General features: G+C 73.7%; 15 protein-coding genes and 1 tRNA gene. 6 read left to right on the top strand and 10 right to left on the bottom strand.

The window, feature by feature from the left end; all coding sequences use genetic code 11:
- Nucleotides 1-85: 85 nt before the first annotated feature.
- A complete protein-coding gene (locus BM242_RS05650) occupies nucleotides 86-1411 on the top strand; it encodes an NsdA family TPR-like regulatory protein (protein ID WP_093837542.1) in 1326 nt (441 codons plus the stop codon).
- A 10-nt stretch (nucleotides 1412-1421) separates the two neighbouring features.
- Here the strand turns inward: BM242_RS05650 and BM242_RS05645 are convergent, their stop codons facing one another.
- The 3 genes from BM242_RS05645 to BM242_RS05635 form a co-directional block, all read right to left on the bottom strand.
- The gene (locus tag BM242_RS05645; RefSeq protein ID WP_175541279.1) at nucleotides 1422-2414 is read right to left on the bottom strand and encodes an NAD-dependent epimerase/dehydratase family protein; all 993 of its coding nucleotides are present in this window, start codon (nucleotides 2412-2414) and stop codon (nucleotides 1422-1424) included.
- Nucleotides 2415-2776: 362 nt separating this feature from the next.
- Nucleotides 2777-2849, bottom strand: a tRNA-Arg gene (locus BM242_RS05640).
- Entirely contained in the window at nucleotides 2840-3502 is a 663-nt protein-coding gene (locus tag BM242_RS05635) for a hypothetical protein (RefSeq protein WP_093837541.1), read from the bottom strand. Before BM242_RS05635 ends, BM242_RS05640 begins: the two co-directional genes overlap by 10 nt.
- Before the next feature lie 168 nt (nucleotides 3503-3670).
- Between BM242_RS05635 and BM242_RS05630 the strand changes: the two genes are divergently transcribed.
- A complete protein-coding gene (locus tag BM242_RS05630) occupies nucleotides 3671-4483 on the top strand; it encodes a universal stress protein (protein ID WP_093837540.1) in 813 nt (270 codons plus the stop codon).
- 214 nt (nucleotides 4484-4697) lie between these two features.
- On the opposite strand, the gene BM242_RS05625 is transcribed toward BM242_RS05630, so the two are convergent.
- The gene (locus tag BM242_RS05625; protein WP_093837539.1) at nucleotides 4698-6155 is read right to left on the bottom strand and encodes an FtsW/RodA/SpoVE family cell cycle protein; all 1458 of its coding nucleotides are present in this window, start codon (nucleotides 6153-6155) and stop codon (nucleotides 4698-4700) included.
- Nucleotides 6156-6291: 136 nt separating this feature from the next.
- Nucleotides 6292-7605, bottom strand: coding sequence for a M6 family metalloprotease domain-containing protein (locus BM242_RS05620; protein WP_093837538.1), 1314 nt, complete (start codon nucleotides 7603-7605; stop codon nucleotides 6292-6294).
- Between the two features lie 441 nt (nucleotides 7606-8046).
- Here BM242_RS05620 and BM242_RS05615 point away from each other — a divergent pair, with 441 nt between their 5' ends.
- The 3 genes from BM242_RS05615 (at nucleotide 8047) to BM242_RS05605 (ending at nucleotide 11977) form a co-directional block, all read left to right on the top strand.
- Nucleotides 8047-9060 (top strand): sigma-70 family RNA polymerase sigma factor, encoded by a 1014-nt coding sequence (locus tag BM242_RS05615; RefSeq protein ID WP_093837537.1) that lies wholly within the window; start codon nucleotides 8047-8049, stop codon nucleotides 9058-9060.
- 426 nt (nucleotides 9061-9486) lie between these two features.
- Entirely contained in the window at nucleotides 9487-10164 is a 678-nt protein-coding gene (locus BM242_RS05610) for a TetR/AcrR family transcriptional regulator (RefSeq protein ID WP_093837536.1), read from the top strand.
- Nucleotides 10165-10399: 235 nt separating this feature from the next.
- A complete protein-coding gene (locus BM242_RS05605) occupies nucleotides 10400-11977 on the top strand; it encodes an MFS transporter (RefSeq protein WP_093837535.1) in 1578 nt (525 codons plus the stop codon).
- Between the two features lie 137 nt (nucleotides 11978-12114).
- On the opposite strand, the gene BM242_RS05600 is transcribed toward BM242_RS05605, so the two are convergent.
- Nucleotides 12115-13155: a P1 family peptidase gene (locus BM242_RS05600; RefSeq protein ID WP_093837534.1), complete on the bottom strand. Its 1041-nt coding sequence runs from the start codon at nucleotides 13153-13155 to the stop codon at nucleotides 12115-12117.
- Nucleotides 13156-13260: 105 nt separating this feature from the next.
- Here BM242_RS05600 and BM242_RS05595 point away from each other — a divergent pair, with 105 nt between their 5' ends.
- A complete protein-coding gene (locus BM242_RS05595) occupies nucleotides 13261-13968 on the top strand; it encodes an AMP-binding protein (RefSeq protein ID WP_093837533.1) in 708 nt (235 codons plus the stop codon).
- 24 nt (nucleotides 13969-13992) lie between these two features.
- On the opposite strand, the gene mscL is transcribed toward BM242_RS05595, so the two are convergent.
- From mscL to BM242_RS05575, 4 genes are all read right to left on the bottom strand, one after another.
- Nucleotides 13993-14565 carry a large conductance mechanosensitive channel protein MscL gene (gene mscL, locus BM242_RS05590; RefSeq protein ID WP_093837532.1) on the bottom strand — a complete coding sequence of 191 codons (573 nt, stop codon included), beginning with the start codon at nucleotides 14563-14565 and terminating at the stop codon, nucleotides 13993-13995.
- Between the two features lie 78 nt (nucleotides 14566-14643).
- Complete coding sequence (locus BM242_RS05585; protein ID WP_093837531.1) at nucleotides 14644-15264, bottom strand: RcpC/CpaB family pilus assembly protein; 621 nt, start codon at nucleotides 15262-15264, stop codon at nucleotides 14644-14646.
- 138 nt (nucleotides 15265-15402) lie between these two features.
- Nucleotides 15403-16248 carry an S-methyl-5'-thioadenosine phosphorylase gene (locus BM242_RS05580; RefSeq protein WP_093837530.1) on the bottom strand — a complete coding sequence of 282 codons (846 nt, stop codon included), beginning with the start codon at nucleotides 16246-16248 and terminating at the stop codon, nucleotides 15403-15405.
- Nucleotides 16245-16601: an FmdB family zinc ribbon protein gene (locus BM242_RS05575; RefSeq protein ID WP_093837529.1), complete on the bottom strand. Its 357-nt coding sequence runs from the start codon at nucleotides 16599-16601 to the stop codon at nucleotides 16245-16247. The genes BM242_RS05580 and BM242_RS05575 overlap by 4 nt, the downstream gene beginning before the upstream one ends.
- Nucleotides 16602-16746: the final 145 nt, after the last annotated feature.

The following is a 16746-nucleotide window of genomic DNA, read 5'->3' as shown; positions in this document are numbered from 1 at the left end:
CGCAGGTGCCACATGCCGCCGACGGAGCACAGTGCCGGACGGCGCTGGGCACACTGCGAGGGACGAGCCGGCCCGGGGAGAGTTGATGGACGCCCGCACGCTGCTGCACCAGCTCGCTCGCCAACGCGGCTGGACCTACGAGGACTTCCGGCGGGCCTACGAGCGCGCCGCAGGGGAGGTCGCCCGTCGTGACGGCCGTCCGCGAGTGGCGACCGCGACGGTCGCGGAGCAGACCTACCGCCGGTGGACCGCCGGGAAGGTCCGCACGCTGCCCGCTCCTCCGGCTCCGGCCGTCCTGGAGCATCTTTTCGGCCGTCCCGCCGTCGAGTTGCTCGCCGAGCCCGACCCGGAGAGCGCCGTTGCCACGGCGTCAGTGATTGATGAAGGTGAGCTGCTGATGACCGCTCGCGACGCGGCCGACCACGCCCGGGACGCCGCAGCCCAGGCGCTGCCCGACCTGAGCATCGACCAACTGGAGGACGACGTCCGGGCGCTCGCCCGCGCCTACCACCGGACTCCTCCTCGTGAGGCATTCGACCGCGGCAGCCACCTGCTGGACGCGGCACGCGACATGCTGGACCGCACCCAGCGGTCCCGCCAGCGCGACCGGCTGTACCTGCAGGCGGGACAGGCAGCCGCCCTGCTGGGCTCCGTCAGCTTCGACCTCGGGTCGCTTCCCTCGGCCGTACAGCTTGCCAGGACCGCTGCCCTGTACGGAGAGGTCATCGATCACGGGCCGCTTCAGGCGTACGCCCGCGGAGCCCTGGCGTACATGGCCTACTGGGACGGCCGGCCGGCCGAGGCCGTACGGATGGTCCGTGAGGCGGGGCGATTCGGCGGCCTGGGGGACACCGCCCGGCACCGCCTGGCCGTGATCCAGGGCCGCGCCCTGGCGCACCTGCGGCAGCAGGACGATGCGGTGGCGGTCATGCGTACCGCCCAGGACGCCACCGGGGAACGCGACGAACTGCATGACGATGTCGCGGGCGAATTCGGCATGCCACGGGACCGGATCGCGATGTCCAACGCCACCAGCCACCTGCTGATGGGCAACGCGCATGGTGCCGAGGCCGAGGCGGAACGCGCCCTGTCCCTCCTCGGTGCGGCCCCCGCCGGTCAGCGGTCCATCTCCACCGAGGCCAAGGCGCGCACCGATCTGGCCCGTGCCCGGGTGCTGCGCCGAGAGGTCGAAGGCGCGGCGGATGCCCTGGAGAAAGTACTCGCGCTCGACTCCCCATGGCGGACCGCCGGCCTGCTGGAACGGGTTTCAGCGGTGCGGATGGAGCTGATGCGCACCGGCCAGGGCGATGCCTCCGCAGCACGGGAGCTGGGAGGACGCATCGAGCACTGGTCAGCCCACGCCGCAGGACGAGCGCTGGGGGCGGTCTCCCGCCTCGCCCTGGAGTGCTGAGCTACCTGAGCTATCCGAGTGCGGCGAGTATCGCCGCCTCCCGCTCGGGAGCGATACCGTGCTCGGCCCGGCGGGGATGCTCCACCGGGTCCTCCCCGCCGGCCAGCCACCGCCAGGTGTCTTCCACGGTGGCGGCCAGCGGCCGGCATCTCAGGCCCGCGGCCTGCGCCAGCGCCGAGTCCACCGCCCACGCCCCGGCCGTGGTCCGCCACAGCGGCAGTTCTGTCCACTGCCGTACCCCGTGGCGCAACAGCACGTCGTCCGGCACCCAGCGCAGCGTGCCCCGGTGGCCGGTGACCTCCAGGCAGGCGGCGAGAAAGCCCCCCATGGTCTCCCTCCCGAGCGGGGTGACCACGTTGTACGCACCGGCATCCGTCGCAGCCGCCCGGTCGAGCGCGAAGGCCGCCACGTCTCGGACATCCACCGGCTGGATCACCTGCGCCGGATCACCCGGAGCAAGGATCTCGCCGCCGCGGGCCGCCCGGGTCAACCACCACGGCAGCCGTCCGACATACTCCCCGGGCCCCAGAATCACCCCCGGCCGCAGGATCACCGAACGGTCCCTGCCGAACGTCTCCCACACGGCGCGTTCGGAACCGGCCTTCTGCCGCCCGTAGTCCTCCCCGATGTCCGCGTCGGCCGGCGCGTCGTGCAGCTCCGACGCCTCGGTCAGCGGCTCATTCGGCCAGCCACGGTAGGCGTTCACAGTCGACACGTAGACATACCGGCCCGCCACCGGCTCCAGGGCGCGAGCCGCGGCGAGCACGACCCGGGGCGGCATCTCCGCAGCGGAGGTGTCCACCACCGCGTCCCACGGGCCGGCCCCGGCCAGCCGCCGCAGGTCGGAGCCGCGGGTACGGTCCCCGCGCACGGGCTTCGCCCCGGCCACATCGCGTCCTGAACGACCCCGGGAGAACGTCGTCACTTTCCATCCGCGCCGCAGGGCTTCCTCGGCGACCGCCCGGCCCAGGAACCAGCCACCGCCCATGATCAGAACTCGCATGGGCACGATCCTGCCCGCAGGACGCAGTCGACACCAGAGGACCGCCGCACGGCTCTGGGGGCGGCAGTGCCGCATCACCGACATGCCGCCCTTGCTGGGCCGCCGCGCTGCGGCTCGCAGCTGCGAGCGCCCGCCTGCTGGGCTGGTGGGTGATGCGCCAGAGCAGGACATGAGCCGGCGCCTGGGCGGTGTGGAGTTCTCGTTCCCCGGCGATGCCGCTCAGAAGTTCGGTGAGGTCGTGACCGCGACCGTTTCGGCTTGTGCCGAGCCAAGGCCAAGGCACGGCTGGAAAAGGCGGAACAGAAGGCACGCAAGGCGGCCGAGGAGGTGGCCGCCCTGGATGAGGGCGCCGCGGGGTGTTGTGCCCCCGGCAGGATTCGAACCTGCGACACCCGCTTTAGGAGAGCGGTGCTCTATCCCCTGAGCTACGAGGGCGGGGGGCGGTGCGGGGGATCGTGGTGGGAGGGGGGTGATCCGGCCGCGCTGCCGCCGGACAGTGTAGCGGCTGGCGGTTGCCGCTCGCGGCCGGGTTGTTGGCGGGCGGGGCATCCGGTGGTGCGTGCCGTCTCGGTGAGGGTGCGGGCGATGGCGGTCTGGTATTCCGGGGTGAAGGGGAGATGGGCCAGTTCGTCGGTGCGGTCGTCGAACCATCGCGGCACGGGGTGGCGGCGGGTCCAGTCGGCGGGGTGGATCAGGGTCACGCCGGGGAGTCCGGTGAGGGCGGTGGCGAGGTCGTCCTCCCACTGTTCCAGGCGGGGGTCGGGGCGGGCGGAGGGCAGGAAGCCGACGATCAGGGGGAGCCGGGTGAGCGCGCGGAAGGTGCGGACCGCGGGCGGGTAGCGGGTGTGGAGTCCGGCCAGCAGCCCGTCGTCGACCGGGCCGAAGCGTTGCAGGTCGGCGCCGCGCAGCAGCAGCGCGCCGTGTGTGGTGGCCGGGCCGGCGAGGACGGCGGACGGGGTGTGGAGGGCGGCGAGGATGTGGTGATGGGTCGCCGAGAGGGTGTGGGCGGCGGCGGTCCCGAGGAGCCGGGGGAGGTCGCCCAGGGCGAAGGTGGCGGCCAGGGTGAGGGCGGCGGGCGGCTGCTGCATGTCCGGTGCTCCCTGCGTATCGGTCCCGGGGCCATGCTGGCGGTGCCCGCTAGCGCGGCGGTCGATGCGGCCGGATGGGCGAGGGTGCGTCCCGGCTCGGGGTGCCGTCACGGGTGCGGGGGGCCAAGGTGGTAGGGGACGCCCACCACCCCCGGCTGGAGGTTGCCGATGTCTCGACGTGTCACCGCTGGTATCGACGGTTCGGAGGAGAGCCGGGCGGCGGCGGACTGGGCTGCCGCCGAGGCGCTGCGGCGGAGGACCGGGCTCCGCCTGGTGCACGGCTGGGGGGTGGCGTCCCCGCTGGAGCCGATGGGCGCTCCGGAGGTGGACCAGCAGGCGTCCGAGCAGGTGCTGCGGGAGGCCCGGGACCGGCTGCTGGCCGGTCATCCCGGGCTGGATGTGACCACCGAGTCGGTGGCCGGCGGCCCGGCCGCCGCGCTGCTGGACGCCTCCCGCGAGTCCGATGTGGTGGTGCTCGGCTCCCGCGGGCTGGGCACGGTGGCCGGCTTTCTGCTCGGTTCGGTCTCCATGCAGACCGTGGCGTGGGCGGACTGTCCGGTGGTGGTGGTGCGCGCGGGGACGGAACGGCGTGCGCCGGAGCAGCCCGCGCCGGAGGTGGTGCTGGGGCTGAAGCGGCTGGAGGAGCCGGACGGCGAGGTGCTGGACTTCGCCTTTGCCGAGGCCGCCGCCCGCGGCCTGCCGCTGCGCGCCGTGCACGCCCGCAGCGATCCCGCGCCGGTGGCCTCGCAGGTGGCGGGTGCCCTCCAGCCGTGGCGGGACCGCTACCCGGGGCAGGAGGTCGACGAGACGGTGATGACCGGCCAGGCGTCCGAGGTGCTGCTGGACGCCACGCCCGGCGCCGAGCTGGTGGTGGTGGGCCGCGGCGGGCGGCACGGCGGTCTGGGCTCCCGGGTGGGGCCGGTGGGGCATGCGCTGCTGCATCACGCGGCCTGCCCGGTGGCCGTGGTCCCGCACGGCTGAGCCGGCGTGGCCACGGGAAGCGGGAAGCGGGGAGCGCCGGCTCCCGCCGCGCGGTGCGTGCGGGACACGGCCCCGGGCAGGAGCCGGAGCCGAGGACGATCGTCCGCCTCGCGGACCCGGATTGCGCGGTGCGCGCTCTCGCTCCGCTTCCCCGCGTCTGTCACCCGATGTCCTCGGCTCCGGGCAGCAGTCAACTACGGGGCGGGCGGCGGGCCTAGGGCCGGGCGGCCCTGCCGGAGGGCCGTCCGGCCCCGGTGGGCGGCGGGAGGGTGGCGTCGGTGATGGCCGGGACCAGGATGGTGGCGTTGCCCTCGGGCAGCGTGGCGGCCTGCCCCGCGGCGTCGCTCATCTTGATCAGCAGCCCGATGAGCAGGAAGTTCGCCACCGTGGACGATCCGCCCTGGGCGAGGAACGGCAGTGCCTTGCCGGTCAGCGGGATCAGTCCGGAGACGCCGCCGGCGACGACGAACACCTGGAGGGCGAGGACCGAGGACAGCCCGGCGGCCAGCAGTTTGCCGAACGGGTCGGTGACCTTCATGGCCGCGCTCATGCCGCGCCAGATCAGCAGCACATAGCAGAGCAGGATCAGGGTCACCCCGGCGAGGCCCAGCTCCTCGGCGGCGGTGGCCAGGATGAAGTCGCTGCGTCCGGCGAAGCCGATGAGGTAGGAATGGCCCTGGCCCAGGCCGGTGCCGGTGAGGTCGCCGGCGCCGAAGGCGAACAGCGACTGGGCGAGCTGGTCCGAGATCACCCCGGGCGGTCGCTGGTCCTCCGGCAGGTAGATGGACATCGGGTCCAGCCAGGCGGCGATCCGGGCCTTGACGTGGTACTGGGTGGCGGCGACCGCGGCCGAGCCGCCGACCGCCATCACCAGGCCGAGCGCCACCCAGCTCGTCCGCTCGGTGGCGATGTACAGCATCACGACGAAGACCCCGAAGAAGATCAGCGAGGTGCCCAGGTCGCGCTCGTAGAAGAGGACGATCAGGCTGACGCCCCAGACCAGCAGCACCGGGCCGGCGTTCCGGCCGCGCGGCAGCGCCAGGCCCAGGAAGCGCCGCCCGGCCAGGGCCAGCGCATCGCGGTTGGCCATCAGATAGCTGGCGAAGAAGACGCAGATCATCACCTTGACGAACTCGCCGGGCTGCACCGACATCGGGCCCAGGCTGATCCACCGCTTGGCGCCGAACTGGTCCGCGCCGAAGAAGGCGGGCAGCACCAGCAGCACCATGGAGACGGCCATGCCGAGATAGGTGTAGCGCTGGAGCAGCCGGTGGTGCTTGAGGACGATCAGCACCGTGACCATCACCGCCACCCCGATGACCGTCCAGATGACCTGGTCGGGGGCGACCGGCAGGCCCTGGTAGTTGTCCGGGAAGCGGATCGCGTACGAGTGGTCGAGCCGGTCCATCAGCACCAGGCCGAGGCCGCAGAGCAGCACGGTGACGGGCAGGATCACCGGGTCGGCGTGGCGGGCGAAGCGGCGCACCGCCAGATGTGCGGCGAGGGCGAGCGCGCCCAGGCCCAGGGCGTAGGGCGGCAGCCCGGAGGGGATCTCGTCGGTCAGCGCGAGGCCGGCGGCGGCATGGCCGAAGACGCCGATCAGCCAGGCGAAGAGCACCAGCACCAGCTCGGTGTTGCGGCGGTGCGCGACCCACCGCCGGATGTCCTGCATCGTGTCGCTCACGCCTGTTGTGCCCCCTGTCCGGCCGGCGGCGCGCGCCCGCGCTTCGGCCTGCGGCGCCTGCCGCAATGTAGCAACACGCGCCCTGCCGGGCACCCCCGCCGGAGGCCGGGGCGGTGTGGTGCCGTCAGTCGCGGGTGACGCGGATGCGGTGGCGGCCGTCCCGGTCCGCCTCCAGTACCTGGACGGTGATGCCGGCCCGGTGGTCGCGGAAGGTGTCGCCCGGCAGATACGGCGCGTCGGTGAGCTCCGCGGTCACCTGGGGGTCGGGGGCGGCCAGGCAGCCGCTGCTGCCCGGGGTGGCGTCCGCCACCCGGATCGGGCCCTCGCCGCTGCGCGCCCGGGTGTCCACCCGGCTGATCAGCACGCCGGTCCGGCACACCGCCCGGTCGAGCTCGCTGGGGGCGCGCACCTCGGCCACGATCACCTGGTGCGGACCGGTGGGCAGCGCCACCATGCGGACGCCGTCGCCGGCCGGGTCGCCGAGCGGGGTGAGCAGGTGCTCGCTGCCGCCCGGGGCGGTGACGCAGGCCACCTGGCCGGGGGCGAGCCAGCCCAGCTTCCACTTGTGCCAGGCCAGCAGATCGTTGCTGGGTCCCCAGTCCTGCTCCATGACGTCCCAGTGGCCGGTGAGCAGCGGCGGCACGCCCGCGCCGGTCCAGTACAGGTCGGGCAGGCCGAAGGCGTGGCCGTTCTCGTGCACCAGCACCCGGTGCGGGGATTCGCCGGGCTGGGTGGACCAGATGAAGCTGATGTTGCGCAGCGGCCCGGAGGGGGTGTCCACCAGCGGGCGGCCGGCGAAGGAGACGGACAGCACCTGCTCCAGGGCGTGCGGGCCGGCGTTGGGCGTGGCCAGCACATTGACCAGGTCGTAGGCGGCGAAGTCGGTCTCGTCGCCGAGCGCGGAAACAATCTCGCGCATCAGCCGGTTGTATCCGTCGGGATCGTCCGGGTGCCAGCCCACGCCGCGGTCGATGCCGTAGTCCTCGAAGGGCCGGGACATGCGCAGCCAGCGGTGCACGGGCTCGGCGCGGTAGCGGAGCTTTCCGTAGGAGCTGGTGGCGAGGTATTCGCTGGTCCCGGGGAAGAATTCGGCGAAGCGTTCGGTGGTGGGGATCGTGGCCTCGGAGCCGGGGAAATCGATGAAGAGGGTGAGCGCGGTGACGGTGCCGCGGCTGGGGGCGTAGCCCTCGGGGGTGGGCAGCCCGGCGTTCAGGCCGGTGTGCGGTGACTTCGGTGCGCAGCTCAGCGCGGCGGACGCGGGGGCGGCGTGGCCGGCGTGGGCGAGAGCCGGGTCGGGAACGGTGAGGCTGGCCAGGATCAGGGCGAGTGTCCCGCCGAGCGCGGTGAGCGCCCGGCGGCCGGGTATCAGCGGCGGGCGTATCGGTCCGCGCCGCGGGGGCGGGGGCCTGCGTATCGGGCTGCGGGTCGGTGTCGGCATCGTCGGCACCCCCTCGTGGGTGGCTCCTCGGCGACTCCTCGGCGGCTGGCCGGTGCCGCGAAATCCCGGGGACCGGTGGGACCCCGGGGGGAACCACTGTGGGGCGGGGCGGGGCGGGCCGCCGCCCGGACCATCCGTTCGAGTGAGGGCCGGACCGGCAACCTTTCGGCGGTCCGGTTCGTCTCAAGGGATGAGGGGGGTGATGGTTGTGCGTTGCGCAATCGCTCACCTGCGGACGGTGAGCCGCGCAGTGTACCGCATCACAGAAAAAAGATGCGGCACTTGGGAATCATGTCCGGTTTCTCGACGTTGTTTCGTTACGGACGGCGCGCCGGGGGCGACCCGAGGGGGTGTCGCCGGTATCCGGGCCCGCTGCCCGGGTGAACCGCGGTCGTCCATGACTCGTGCGTCAAGCTGTATGACTCGCAAGGGAGCACGCGTATGACTATCCAGGCCGTCGTCCGCCGTGAGGACTCCGTCACCCAGGGCGGAGCGACGGACCGGGCACGCGTCGGCACGGAAGGTGACGCCATCGAGCGTGACCTGGTGGGCATGTATCTCGACGAGATCGCCCGCACTCCGCTGCTGGACGCCGCCCGGGAGGTCGAGCTGTCTCTCGCGATCGAAGCCGGACTGTACGCGCAGCGCATTCTGGACGGCGAAGAGCGTCCCGCCGAGGGCGGCCGGGCCGCGTCGGCGAGCCGGGAGGAGCTGGCCGCGATAGTCCGCCAGGGGGAGCGGGCCAAGGATCTGTTCATCCGGTCCAATCTGCGTCTGGTGGTGGCCGTGGCCCGGCGCTATCCGCGCAGCGGGCTGCCGCTGCTGGATCTGATCCAGGAGGGCAACGCCGGTCTGGTCCGGGCGGTGGAGAAGTTCGACTACACCAAGGGCTTCAAGTTCTCCACCTATGCCACCTGGTGGATCCGCCAGGCGATCACCCGGTCCATCGCGGACCAGGCGCGCACCATCCGGCTGCCGGTGCATCTGGTGGAGGAGCTGGGCCGGGTGCGGCGGGTGCAGCGGGAGTTCAACCGCGAGCACGGCCGCGAGCCGGAGCCCGGCGAGATCGCCGCGGAGCTGGGCGCCAGCGCCGAGCGGGTGCAGGACGTCCTGGACTGGGCGCGGGACCCGGTCAGCCTGAACATGTCGGTGGACGACGAGGGCGAGACCCAGTTCGGTGATCTGCTGGAGGACACCTCCTCGGCCTCGCCGGAGCAGTCGGTGATGGTCACCCTGCGCCGGGAGGGCCTGGAGGATCTGATCGGCCGGCTGGACGAGCGCACCGCCTCCATCATCCGTGCCCGGTACGGCATGGAGGACGGCCGGGAGCGGACGCTGACCGAGGTCGGCAAGCAGCACGGGCTGACCCGGGAGCGGATCCGGCAGATCGAGAAGCACGCGCTGCTGGAGCTGAAGAAGATGGCCAGTGCCTCCGGCTTCGACGCGGCTGCCTGACGGCCCGGACATCGGCCGCAGGCAGACGGACGGCAGGACGGCAGGACGGAAGAGCGGCAGAGCGGCAGAGCGGCAGAGCGCAGAGCGGCAGAGCAGGATGCACGGCGGGCCGGCCCCGGGGTTTCTCCCGGGGCCGGCCCGCCGTCTGCTGTGCTGGCATGTGAGGCAGCTCACGGCCGCCCCGGGAAATAAGTGGGGATCGCCTCCCCGTTTGAGCTAATGTCGCCTCTGAAACGGGGAGAGATTCCCCGGTTTCGGGTCATGGGTGACCGGCGGGCCGATGGCCCGGGCACCGGTTGTCAGTGGCATCCGATAGACACGGAGTCGACGCGGACAACGACGCAGACATATGTCCGGCCGGCATTCGGCGGGCCGGAGCCGTCGCGGCCCGCCATGCCATGGCGGCGCGAGCACCGGGGAGGCAGCATGACGCGGCAGGAGCAGGCCACCACGGCCGGCACCACGGCCGGTACCGCCACGGCCGGCCCGCGGCTGCGCGCCGATGCCGTGCGCAACCGCGAGCGGATCGTCGAGGCGGCCCGCGAGGTGCTGGGCGAGCAGGGCGCCGAGGCCGCCCTGGACGAGATCGCCCGCCGCGCCGGCGTGGGAAACGCCACCCTCTACCGCCACTTCCCCAGCCGTGAGGCGCTGGTCAGTGCGGTGATGTGCACGGTCACCGAGCGGATCACCGAACGCGCCCGCGCCGCGCTGGAGGCCGAGCACGACGCCTTCCACATCCTGGGCCGGATTCTGCTCGCCACCATCGACGAGCGGCTCGGCGCCATGTGCACCCTGCTCCCCAGCGGCTGGGGCCGGGAGGACAGGAGCCTGATGGAGGCCTCCGCCCGCCTGCAGTCCGTGGTGGAGAAGCTGGTCGGCCGGGCACAGCGGGCCGGGCAGCTGCGGGACGACATCGGCACCGGCGATCTGCTGATCGCCATCGGGCGGCTGACCCGCCCGCTGCCCGGGCCGTCCTCCTGTTCCTGGGGCGAGGAGCAGACGCGCCGCCATCTGCTGATCTTCCTGGACGGGCTGCGCGCCCCCGGCCGCTCCGTGCTGCCGGGCCGCCCCACCGCCCTGGACGACCTGTGGGACCGGCCGTGAACCATTCGCCCTGATTCCCGCGTACCGCCGAGCGCGGTGCGGGCCACCGTCGCCCCGCACCGCCCCCGCGGTTCTCCTCCCCGACCACGCGGCCCCCGCCGGGCCGCGGGGTGAACCAGTCCCCGCGTCACCTCCCCGGGTGTGCCCCTCGCGTGCCCGGTCTCTTCCGCTCATCGCACCACCCGCTGTCCACAGATCCGCCCGAGTGGATCGACCCACGCTTCGAGGAATCCGCATGCCAGAGAAGTCCCTCACCCCCTCCGCCCCGGCCGGTGACGCCGCCCCCGGCGACCCGTCACCGCCCGGAGCGGACCCACGCCGATGGCGGGCGCTGTTCTTCATCGCCCTCGCCCAGCTGATGGTGGTGCTGGACGCCACCATCGTGAACATCGCCCTGCCCTCCGCCCAGCACGACCTCGGCATCTCCGACGGCAACCGGGAATGGGTGATCACCGCCTACTCCCTGGCCTTCGGCGCCCTGCTGCTGTTCGGCGGGCGGATAGCCGATCTGTGGGGCCGCAACCGCACCTTCATCGTCGGGCTGCTCGGCTTCGCCGCCGCCTCGGCGCTCGGCGGCGCCGCGGTCAACGAGGCGATGCTCTTCGGCGCCCGCGCCCTCCAGGGCATGTTCGGCGCCCTGCTGGCCCCGGCCTCCCTGTCCCTGCTCTCCGTGCTCTTCACCGACATGCGGGAGCGCGCCAAGGCGTTCGGCATCTACGGCGCCATCGCGGGCGGCGGCGCGGCCATCGGCCTGCTGCTCGGCGGCGTGCTCACCGAATACCTGGACTGGCGCTGGACGTTCTACGTCAACATTCCCTTCGCGGCCATCGCCGCGGCCGGTGCCCTGGCGCTGATCCGGGAGCCCGCGGAGGCGCGCAACCGCTCCTCGCTGGACATACCCGGTGTGATCCTGTCCTCCCTGGGCCTGGCCGCCCTGGTGTACGGCTTCAGCCGGGCCTCGGAGTCGGGCTGGGGCGACGGGCTGACGATCACCATGTTCGTGGCCACCGGTGTGCTGCTGCTGGCCTTTGTGGCGGTCGAGGCCCGGGTCAAGGCGCCGCTGCTGCCGCTGCGCGTGGTCGCCGACCGCAACCGCGGCGGTGCCTACCTCTCCCTGGGCATCGCGATCATCGCCATGTTCGGCCTGTTCCTCTTCCTGACCTTCTACCTCCAGGTGGTGCTGGACTACTCGCCGCTGCTCACCGGCGTGGCCTTCCTGCCCATGGTGGTGGGCATGATCTTCGGCTCCACCCAGATCGGCACCCGGCTGATGGTCAAGCTGCCGCCGCGGCTGCTGATGGTGCCCGGCTTCCTGGTCGCCGCCCTGGCCATGCTGATGCTCACTCAGCTCAGCCTGGACACCGACTACTGGACGCTGATCATGCCGGCCCAGGTGCTGCTCGGCCTCGGCATGGGCACCGCCTTCATGCCGGCCACCATCCTGGCCACCTCGCGGGTCGCGCCGACCGACTCCGGCATCGCCTCCGCCATGGTGAACACCTCGCAGCAGGTCGGCGGCGCCATCGGCACCGCGCTGCTGAACACCATCGCGGCCAGCGCCACCACCTCCTACCTCGCCTCGCACGCGGCCGAGGCCACCTCCGATCCGGCGGCGCAGCTGCTGCAACTGGAGAGCATGGTGCACGGCTTCACCACCGCGATCTGGTGGGCCTTCGGCATCCTGCTGCTGGCCGCCGCCCTGGCCGGGGTGCTGATCAACAGCCGGGCCCCGGGCGACCAGCAGCCCGGTGCCGACGCCGGTGCGGGCGAGGCGGACGAACCCCGGGACGCCGTCCCGGTCTTCGCCCACTGAGCGCCCGCTGACCGGCGACTGACCGCCCCCGGCGACTGACCCCCGCCGGCCGCGCGGTGCCGGCACCCGGCGTTCCGACAGGCCCCGCGGCCCCGCCGCGGGGCCTGTCCCATGCGTCTGTCCCGGTGCGCCCGCGATCAGAAGCCGTAGAGGTCGCGGTAGGCGGGGAAGTGACCGGCGGGGGTGGTGACGGATCCGGCGGCCAGCACCGCCCGCACCACGGCGCGGCAGAGCACCTCCGCACCCGCGGCCAGGATCTCGTTCACCGCGGCCACGGCCGGCTGCTCCGCGGAGAGCGGCTGGGCCCCGGTGGCCAGGGCGAAGACCGTGTCGCCGTCGGTCAGCAGATGCACCGGGCGGATGGCGCGGGCCAGTCCGTCATGGGCGGTGCCCGCCAGCTTCTGCGCCTGCGGCCGGGACAGCGCCGCGTCCGTGGCCACCACCGCCAGCGTGGTGTTCAGCGGCCCGCCGGGCGCCGTGCCCGGGGCCGGACGCGGCGCGGACGCCCGCTCCGCCTCGGCCAGCCGGCGCAGGGCCGCGGCGTGCACCTCCGGCGCCGGCACCCGGCCCGGGTCCCCGTACAGCGCGCCGGTGTCCGGATCGAGCACCGAGCCGGAGGAGTTCACCGCCACCAGCGCCGCCACCGTGGCGCCCGAGGCCAGCCGCACGGCGGCGGTGCCGGTGCCGCCCTTCAGCACGCCCGCCACCGCGCCGGTGCCCGCCCCGGTATTGCCCTCCGGCACCGTGCCGCCGTCGCCGGCCGCCGCGGCCCGGGCCGCGGCCCGCCCCAGCGCCGCGTCCGGCCGGGCCCGCCAGTCACCGCCCCGGCCCAGATCGAACAGCACCGCCGCCGGGACCACCGGCACCACCTGCTCCGGCTCCGGGCCGACCGGATAGCCGCGCCGCCGCTCCTCCAGCCAGGCCATCACCCCGTCCGCCGCGGCCAGCCCGAAGGCGCTGCCCCCGGCCAGCACCACCGCGTCGATGCGCTCCACCAGATTGCGCGGATCCAGGGCGTCGGTCTCCCGGGTGCCCGGGCCGCCGCCGCGCACATCCACCGCGGCCACCGTCCCGCCCTCCGGGGCCAGCACGACCGTCACCCCGGTCAGCCGGCCGCCGCCGATCCACTGCGCATGTCCGACCCGCAGCCCCGCCACATCCGTGATCGCGTCCCGCATGACTCATCCCTACCACGCGGCGCCGCCCGCCCCCTGAGGAGCTGTCAACACGGCGCTCACCGGCGTGTTTATCGATTGTCGACGGCACTCGGGAAGGCTTGCCGCATGTCGCTCGACCACACGGGGGAGCGGCCCGGCGCCACGGGCCGGGCCCACCAGCCGGGCACCGCTCCGGCCGATGTCCTGACCCATGTCCAGCTGCTCGACCGGGGAAAGCGTGCGGCCTCGCTCCTGGCGGGCCTGGGCGTGCGATCGGGGGACCGGGTCGCGGTCGCCCTGCCCATGTGTCTGGAGTCGCTGGTGATCACCCTCGCGTGCGTGCGGATCGGCGCGCTCCGGGTCAGTCTGCCGCCGGGGGACGGCAGCGGCCTGGTGCGCCACCGGCTCCGCACGTCGGGGGCGCGGGTGGTGGTCACCGCCGACAGTTGCCGGCACGAGGGAACCGTGCTGCCGGTCAAGGCCGCGCTGGAGCGCGCCCTGGCCGGCAGCACCCGGGTGGAGACCGTACTGGTGGTGCAGTTGCTGGCCCGCCCCGTGCCCTGGACCCCCGGACGGGATCTGTGGTGGCACGAGACGCCGGCGGTCGGCGAGCCGCCCGGCCACGAGGGCCTGCCCGGCACCGGCCCGTACCCTGAGGACATGAGCCAGGACCTCCCGGAGCCCCCGCCCGACTCGCTGATCTTCGACGACCCGCTGGCCGGGACGGGGCGGGACGACAGCGATCTGGGCTGGGGCGGGCACCCCGCCCCGGAGGGCGGCACCGCCGGTGATCTCGCCCGCTTCCTGGACGAGAAGCCCCCGCACCATCTCTGAGCCCGCCGGGCGACGGCGGGCCCGTCAGCTTCCGGAACGCGGCGGGGCCACCGTCCGGCCCGGGCCGCCGTCCGGCGCGGTGGCGGGGGCCTGAGGCCCGTCGGTGGCCGCCACGGTGGCAAGCGGAGCCGCGGTGCGCTGCGCGATCAGCTCGTCGCGGATCTCGGTGAGGATGTCCAGCTCGGTCTTGGCCGCCGGGGCTTCGTCCTGCGGCGCCTTGCGGGCGTCCAGCCGCGCCTTGAGCCGGGCCATCGGCAGGATCATGATGAAGTAGACCACGGCGGCGGTGAGCAGGAAGGTCAGCCCGGCGCTGATCACGCTGCCCCAGCGGATCAGAATGCCGACCGCCTCGCCGTTCACCGTCTCGCACGGGCCCTTCAGACAGGAGCTGTACATCTCCAGGTCCTGGGTGCCGAACGCGCCGACCAGCGGATTGATCGTGCCCTCCACGACGGCGTTCACCACCTTGGTGAACGCCGCCCCGATGACCACGGCAACGGCCAGATCGACCACATTGCCGCGCATGATGAAGTCCCTGAACCCGTGCAGGACGTTCTGCTTCTCGCTCACCCGACTGCCTTTCCGCTGATCGCGCATGTGTGCTGGTGTGGTTACGGCCGGAGCGCTCCCGCGGCCGGGGCCGCGAGCGCCTCCTGTCAACGGGCAACGAGCGGCTCACCATCGCGTCACCGCGAGCTCGGAATCGGCCGCCGCGGCGGCGAGCCGGGCGGCGGTTTCCGGCGGCACGGCAAGCACCACCAGCGCTCCCCGGGCCGCGTCGCCCGGGGCATCAGTCTCCACGCCGGGCGGCACCGCGGCCACCTCCGCCCGGTGGGCCACCAGGCGGGCGGTCCGGGGCGGGCCGGCTCCGGGCGGCGCCGGACCGGTGGCGAGAACATCGACCAGGTCGCCGGGGGAGAGCAGCCGGGCCGCGCCCGGATCGGCGATCCGGACGGGGGCCGCGACCAGCGCCCCGCCGTCCGGAGCGGAGCGCTCCGGGCGGTCCGGGACGGCGGACCCGGGCCGGGCCGCGGGCCGGGAACCGGCCGCCGTGGCCCGCCCGTCCTCCGGCGGATCGGCGGCCTCGGCGACGAGCGGCCCGGCCGGGCGGCCGGAATCCCGGGGCGCGGCGGCGGCCAGCGCGGCGGCGGCCACCGCCAGGGACGCGGCCACGGCGCGCCGCCGCCGCCGGACGGCGCGGCGCAGCCGGTGCCTGCCGCGCGGCGGCAGCACGGGATCGAACGACGGGACGGCACAGGGGCCGCCGGGACGGCGGGCGGAGCCGGCGATGCTCATGGCTCCACGGTGCCCGCTGCCGCCGACGGCCCGCGAGCCCTGTGGACAACCTCCGGGCCCCGGGCGCCGTCCCCGGAGGCGGGCCGGGGAACCGGCCGGCTGGCGAACCGGCCGGCGAACCGGCCGGGGAAGGGCCGGTCAGGGCAGGGGGATGCCGGTCGGCTGCCCGCCCAGCGACCGGGTGCACAGGCAGTCCCGCTCGCTCTCCGGAAGCTTGGTGATCACATCGAAGAGCACCGTGCGCAGCCGGGCGATGTTCCGCGCGAACACCTCCAGCACCTCGGTGTGCGAGACGCCCTCGCCGGTCTCCGCGCCCGCGTCCAGATCGGTGACCAGGGCCAGCGAGGTGTAGCACAGCTCCAGCTCACGGGCGAGCACCGCCTCCGGGTGCCCGGTCATGCCGACCACCGACCAGCCCTGGGCGGCGTGCCAGCGCGATTCCGCCCGGGTGGAGAAGCGCGGGCCCTCCACCACGCACATGGTGCCGCCGTCCACCGGATCCCAGCCGTTCGCCCGGGCGGCGGCCAGCGCCGATTCCCGGCCGGAGGGACAGTAGGGGTCGGCGAAGCTGACATGGACGACGTTCGGCTCCGCGCCGTCCGGCCTGGGCAGTCCGTCGTAGTAGCTCTGCACCCGGCCCTTGGTGCGGTCGACCAGCTGGTCGGGTATCACCAGGGTGCCCGGCCCGTAGGCGGGCTGGAGCCCGCCCACCGCGCACGGGCCCAGCACCTGGCGCACGCCGACCGAGCGCAGCGCCCACAGATTGGCCCGGTAGTTGATCAGATGCGGCGCCAGGGTGTGCCCGCGGCCGTGCCGGGGCAGGAACGCCACCCGCCGGCCGCCCGCCTCGCCCAGGAACAGCGAGTCACTGGGCGGCCCGTACGGAGTGTCGACGGTGATCTCCGTCACATCGTCGAGAAAGGAGTAGAACCCCGACCCGCCGATGACCCCGATGTCCGCCCGCTGCCCGGCCCCGCCGCTCATGCGGCGGAGGCGGAGGCCGTCTTGGTGCCGGAGGCGGAGGAGGATCCGGACGATGAGGAACCCGAAGAACCCGAGGAACCCGAGGAACCCGAGGAGCCGGAGGAGGCCGACGCGGTCTCCTTCTTCTCCTTCTTCTCGCCGCCGGAGGAGCCGGCCGGGGTGCCGCCGCTGGAGCTGTTGCGGCTGTCGGTGCGGTAGAAGCCCGAGCCCTTGAACACGATGCCGACCGAGGAGAACACCTTCTTCAGGCGGCCCTCGCAGCTCGGGCACTGGGTCAGTGCGTCGTCGCTGAACTTCTGGACGACCTCAAGGCCCTGCTGACATTCAGTGCACTGGTACTGATACGTCGGCACGATGATCCTCCGGTTGTGTAGGTGCCCGGGCCGTCCGGGCTGCTGTTCCGCCCGGCCCCGCCGGTGCTCCCTGGCACTCTTCGTCAGTGAGTGCTAACGACGGTCCATCGTGCAACATTCCCGGCGCCGAAGTCCACTGCCGGCC

The organism is Streptomyces aidingensis (genome assembly GCF_900112355.1).
Taxonomy (GTDB): Bacteria; Actinomycetota; Actinomycetes; order Streptomycetales; family Streptomycetaceae; genus Streptomyces; species Streptomyces aidingensis.
The sequence above is the reverse complement of the archived record's forward strand: the minus strand, read 5'-3'. Positions and strand labels throughout refer to the sequence as shown.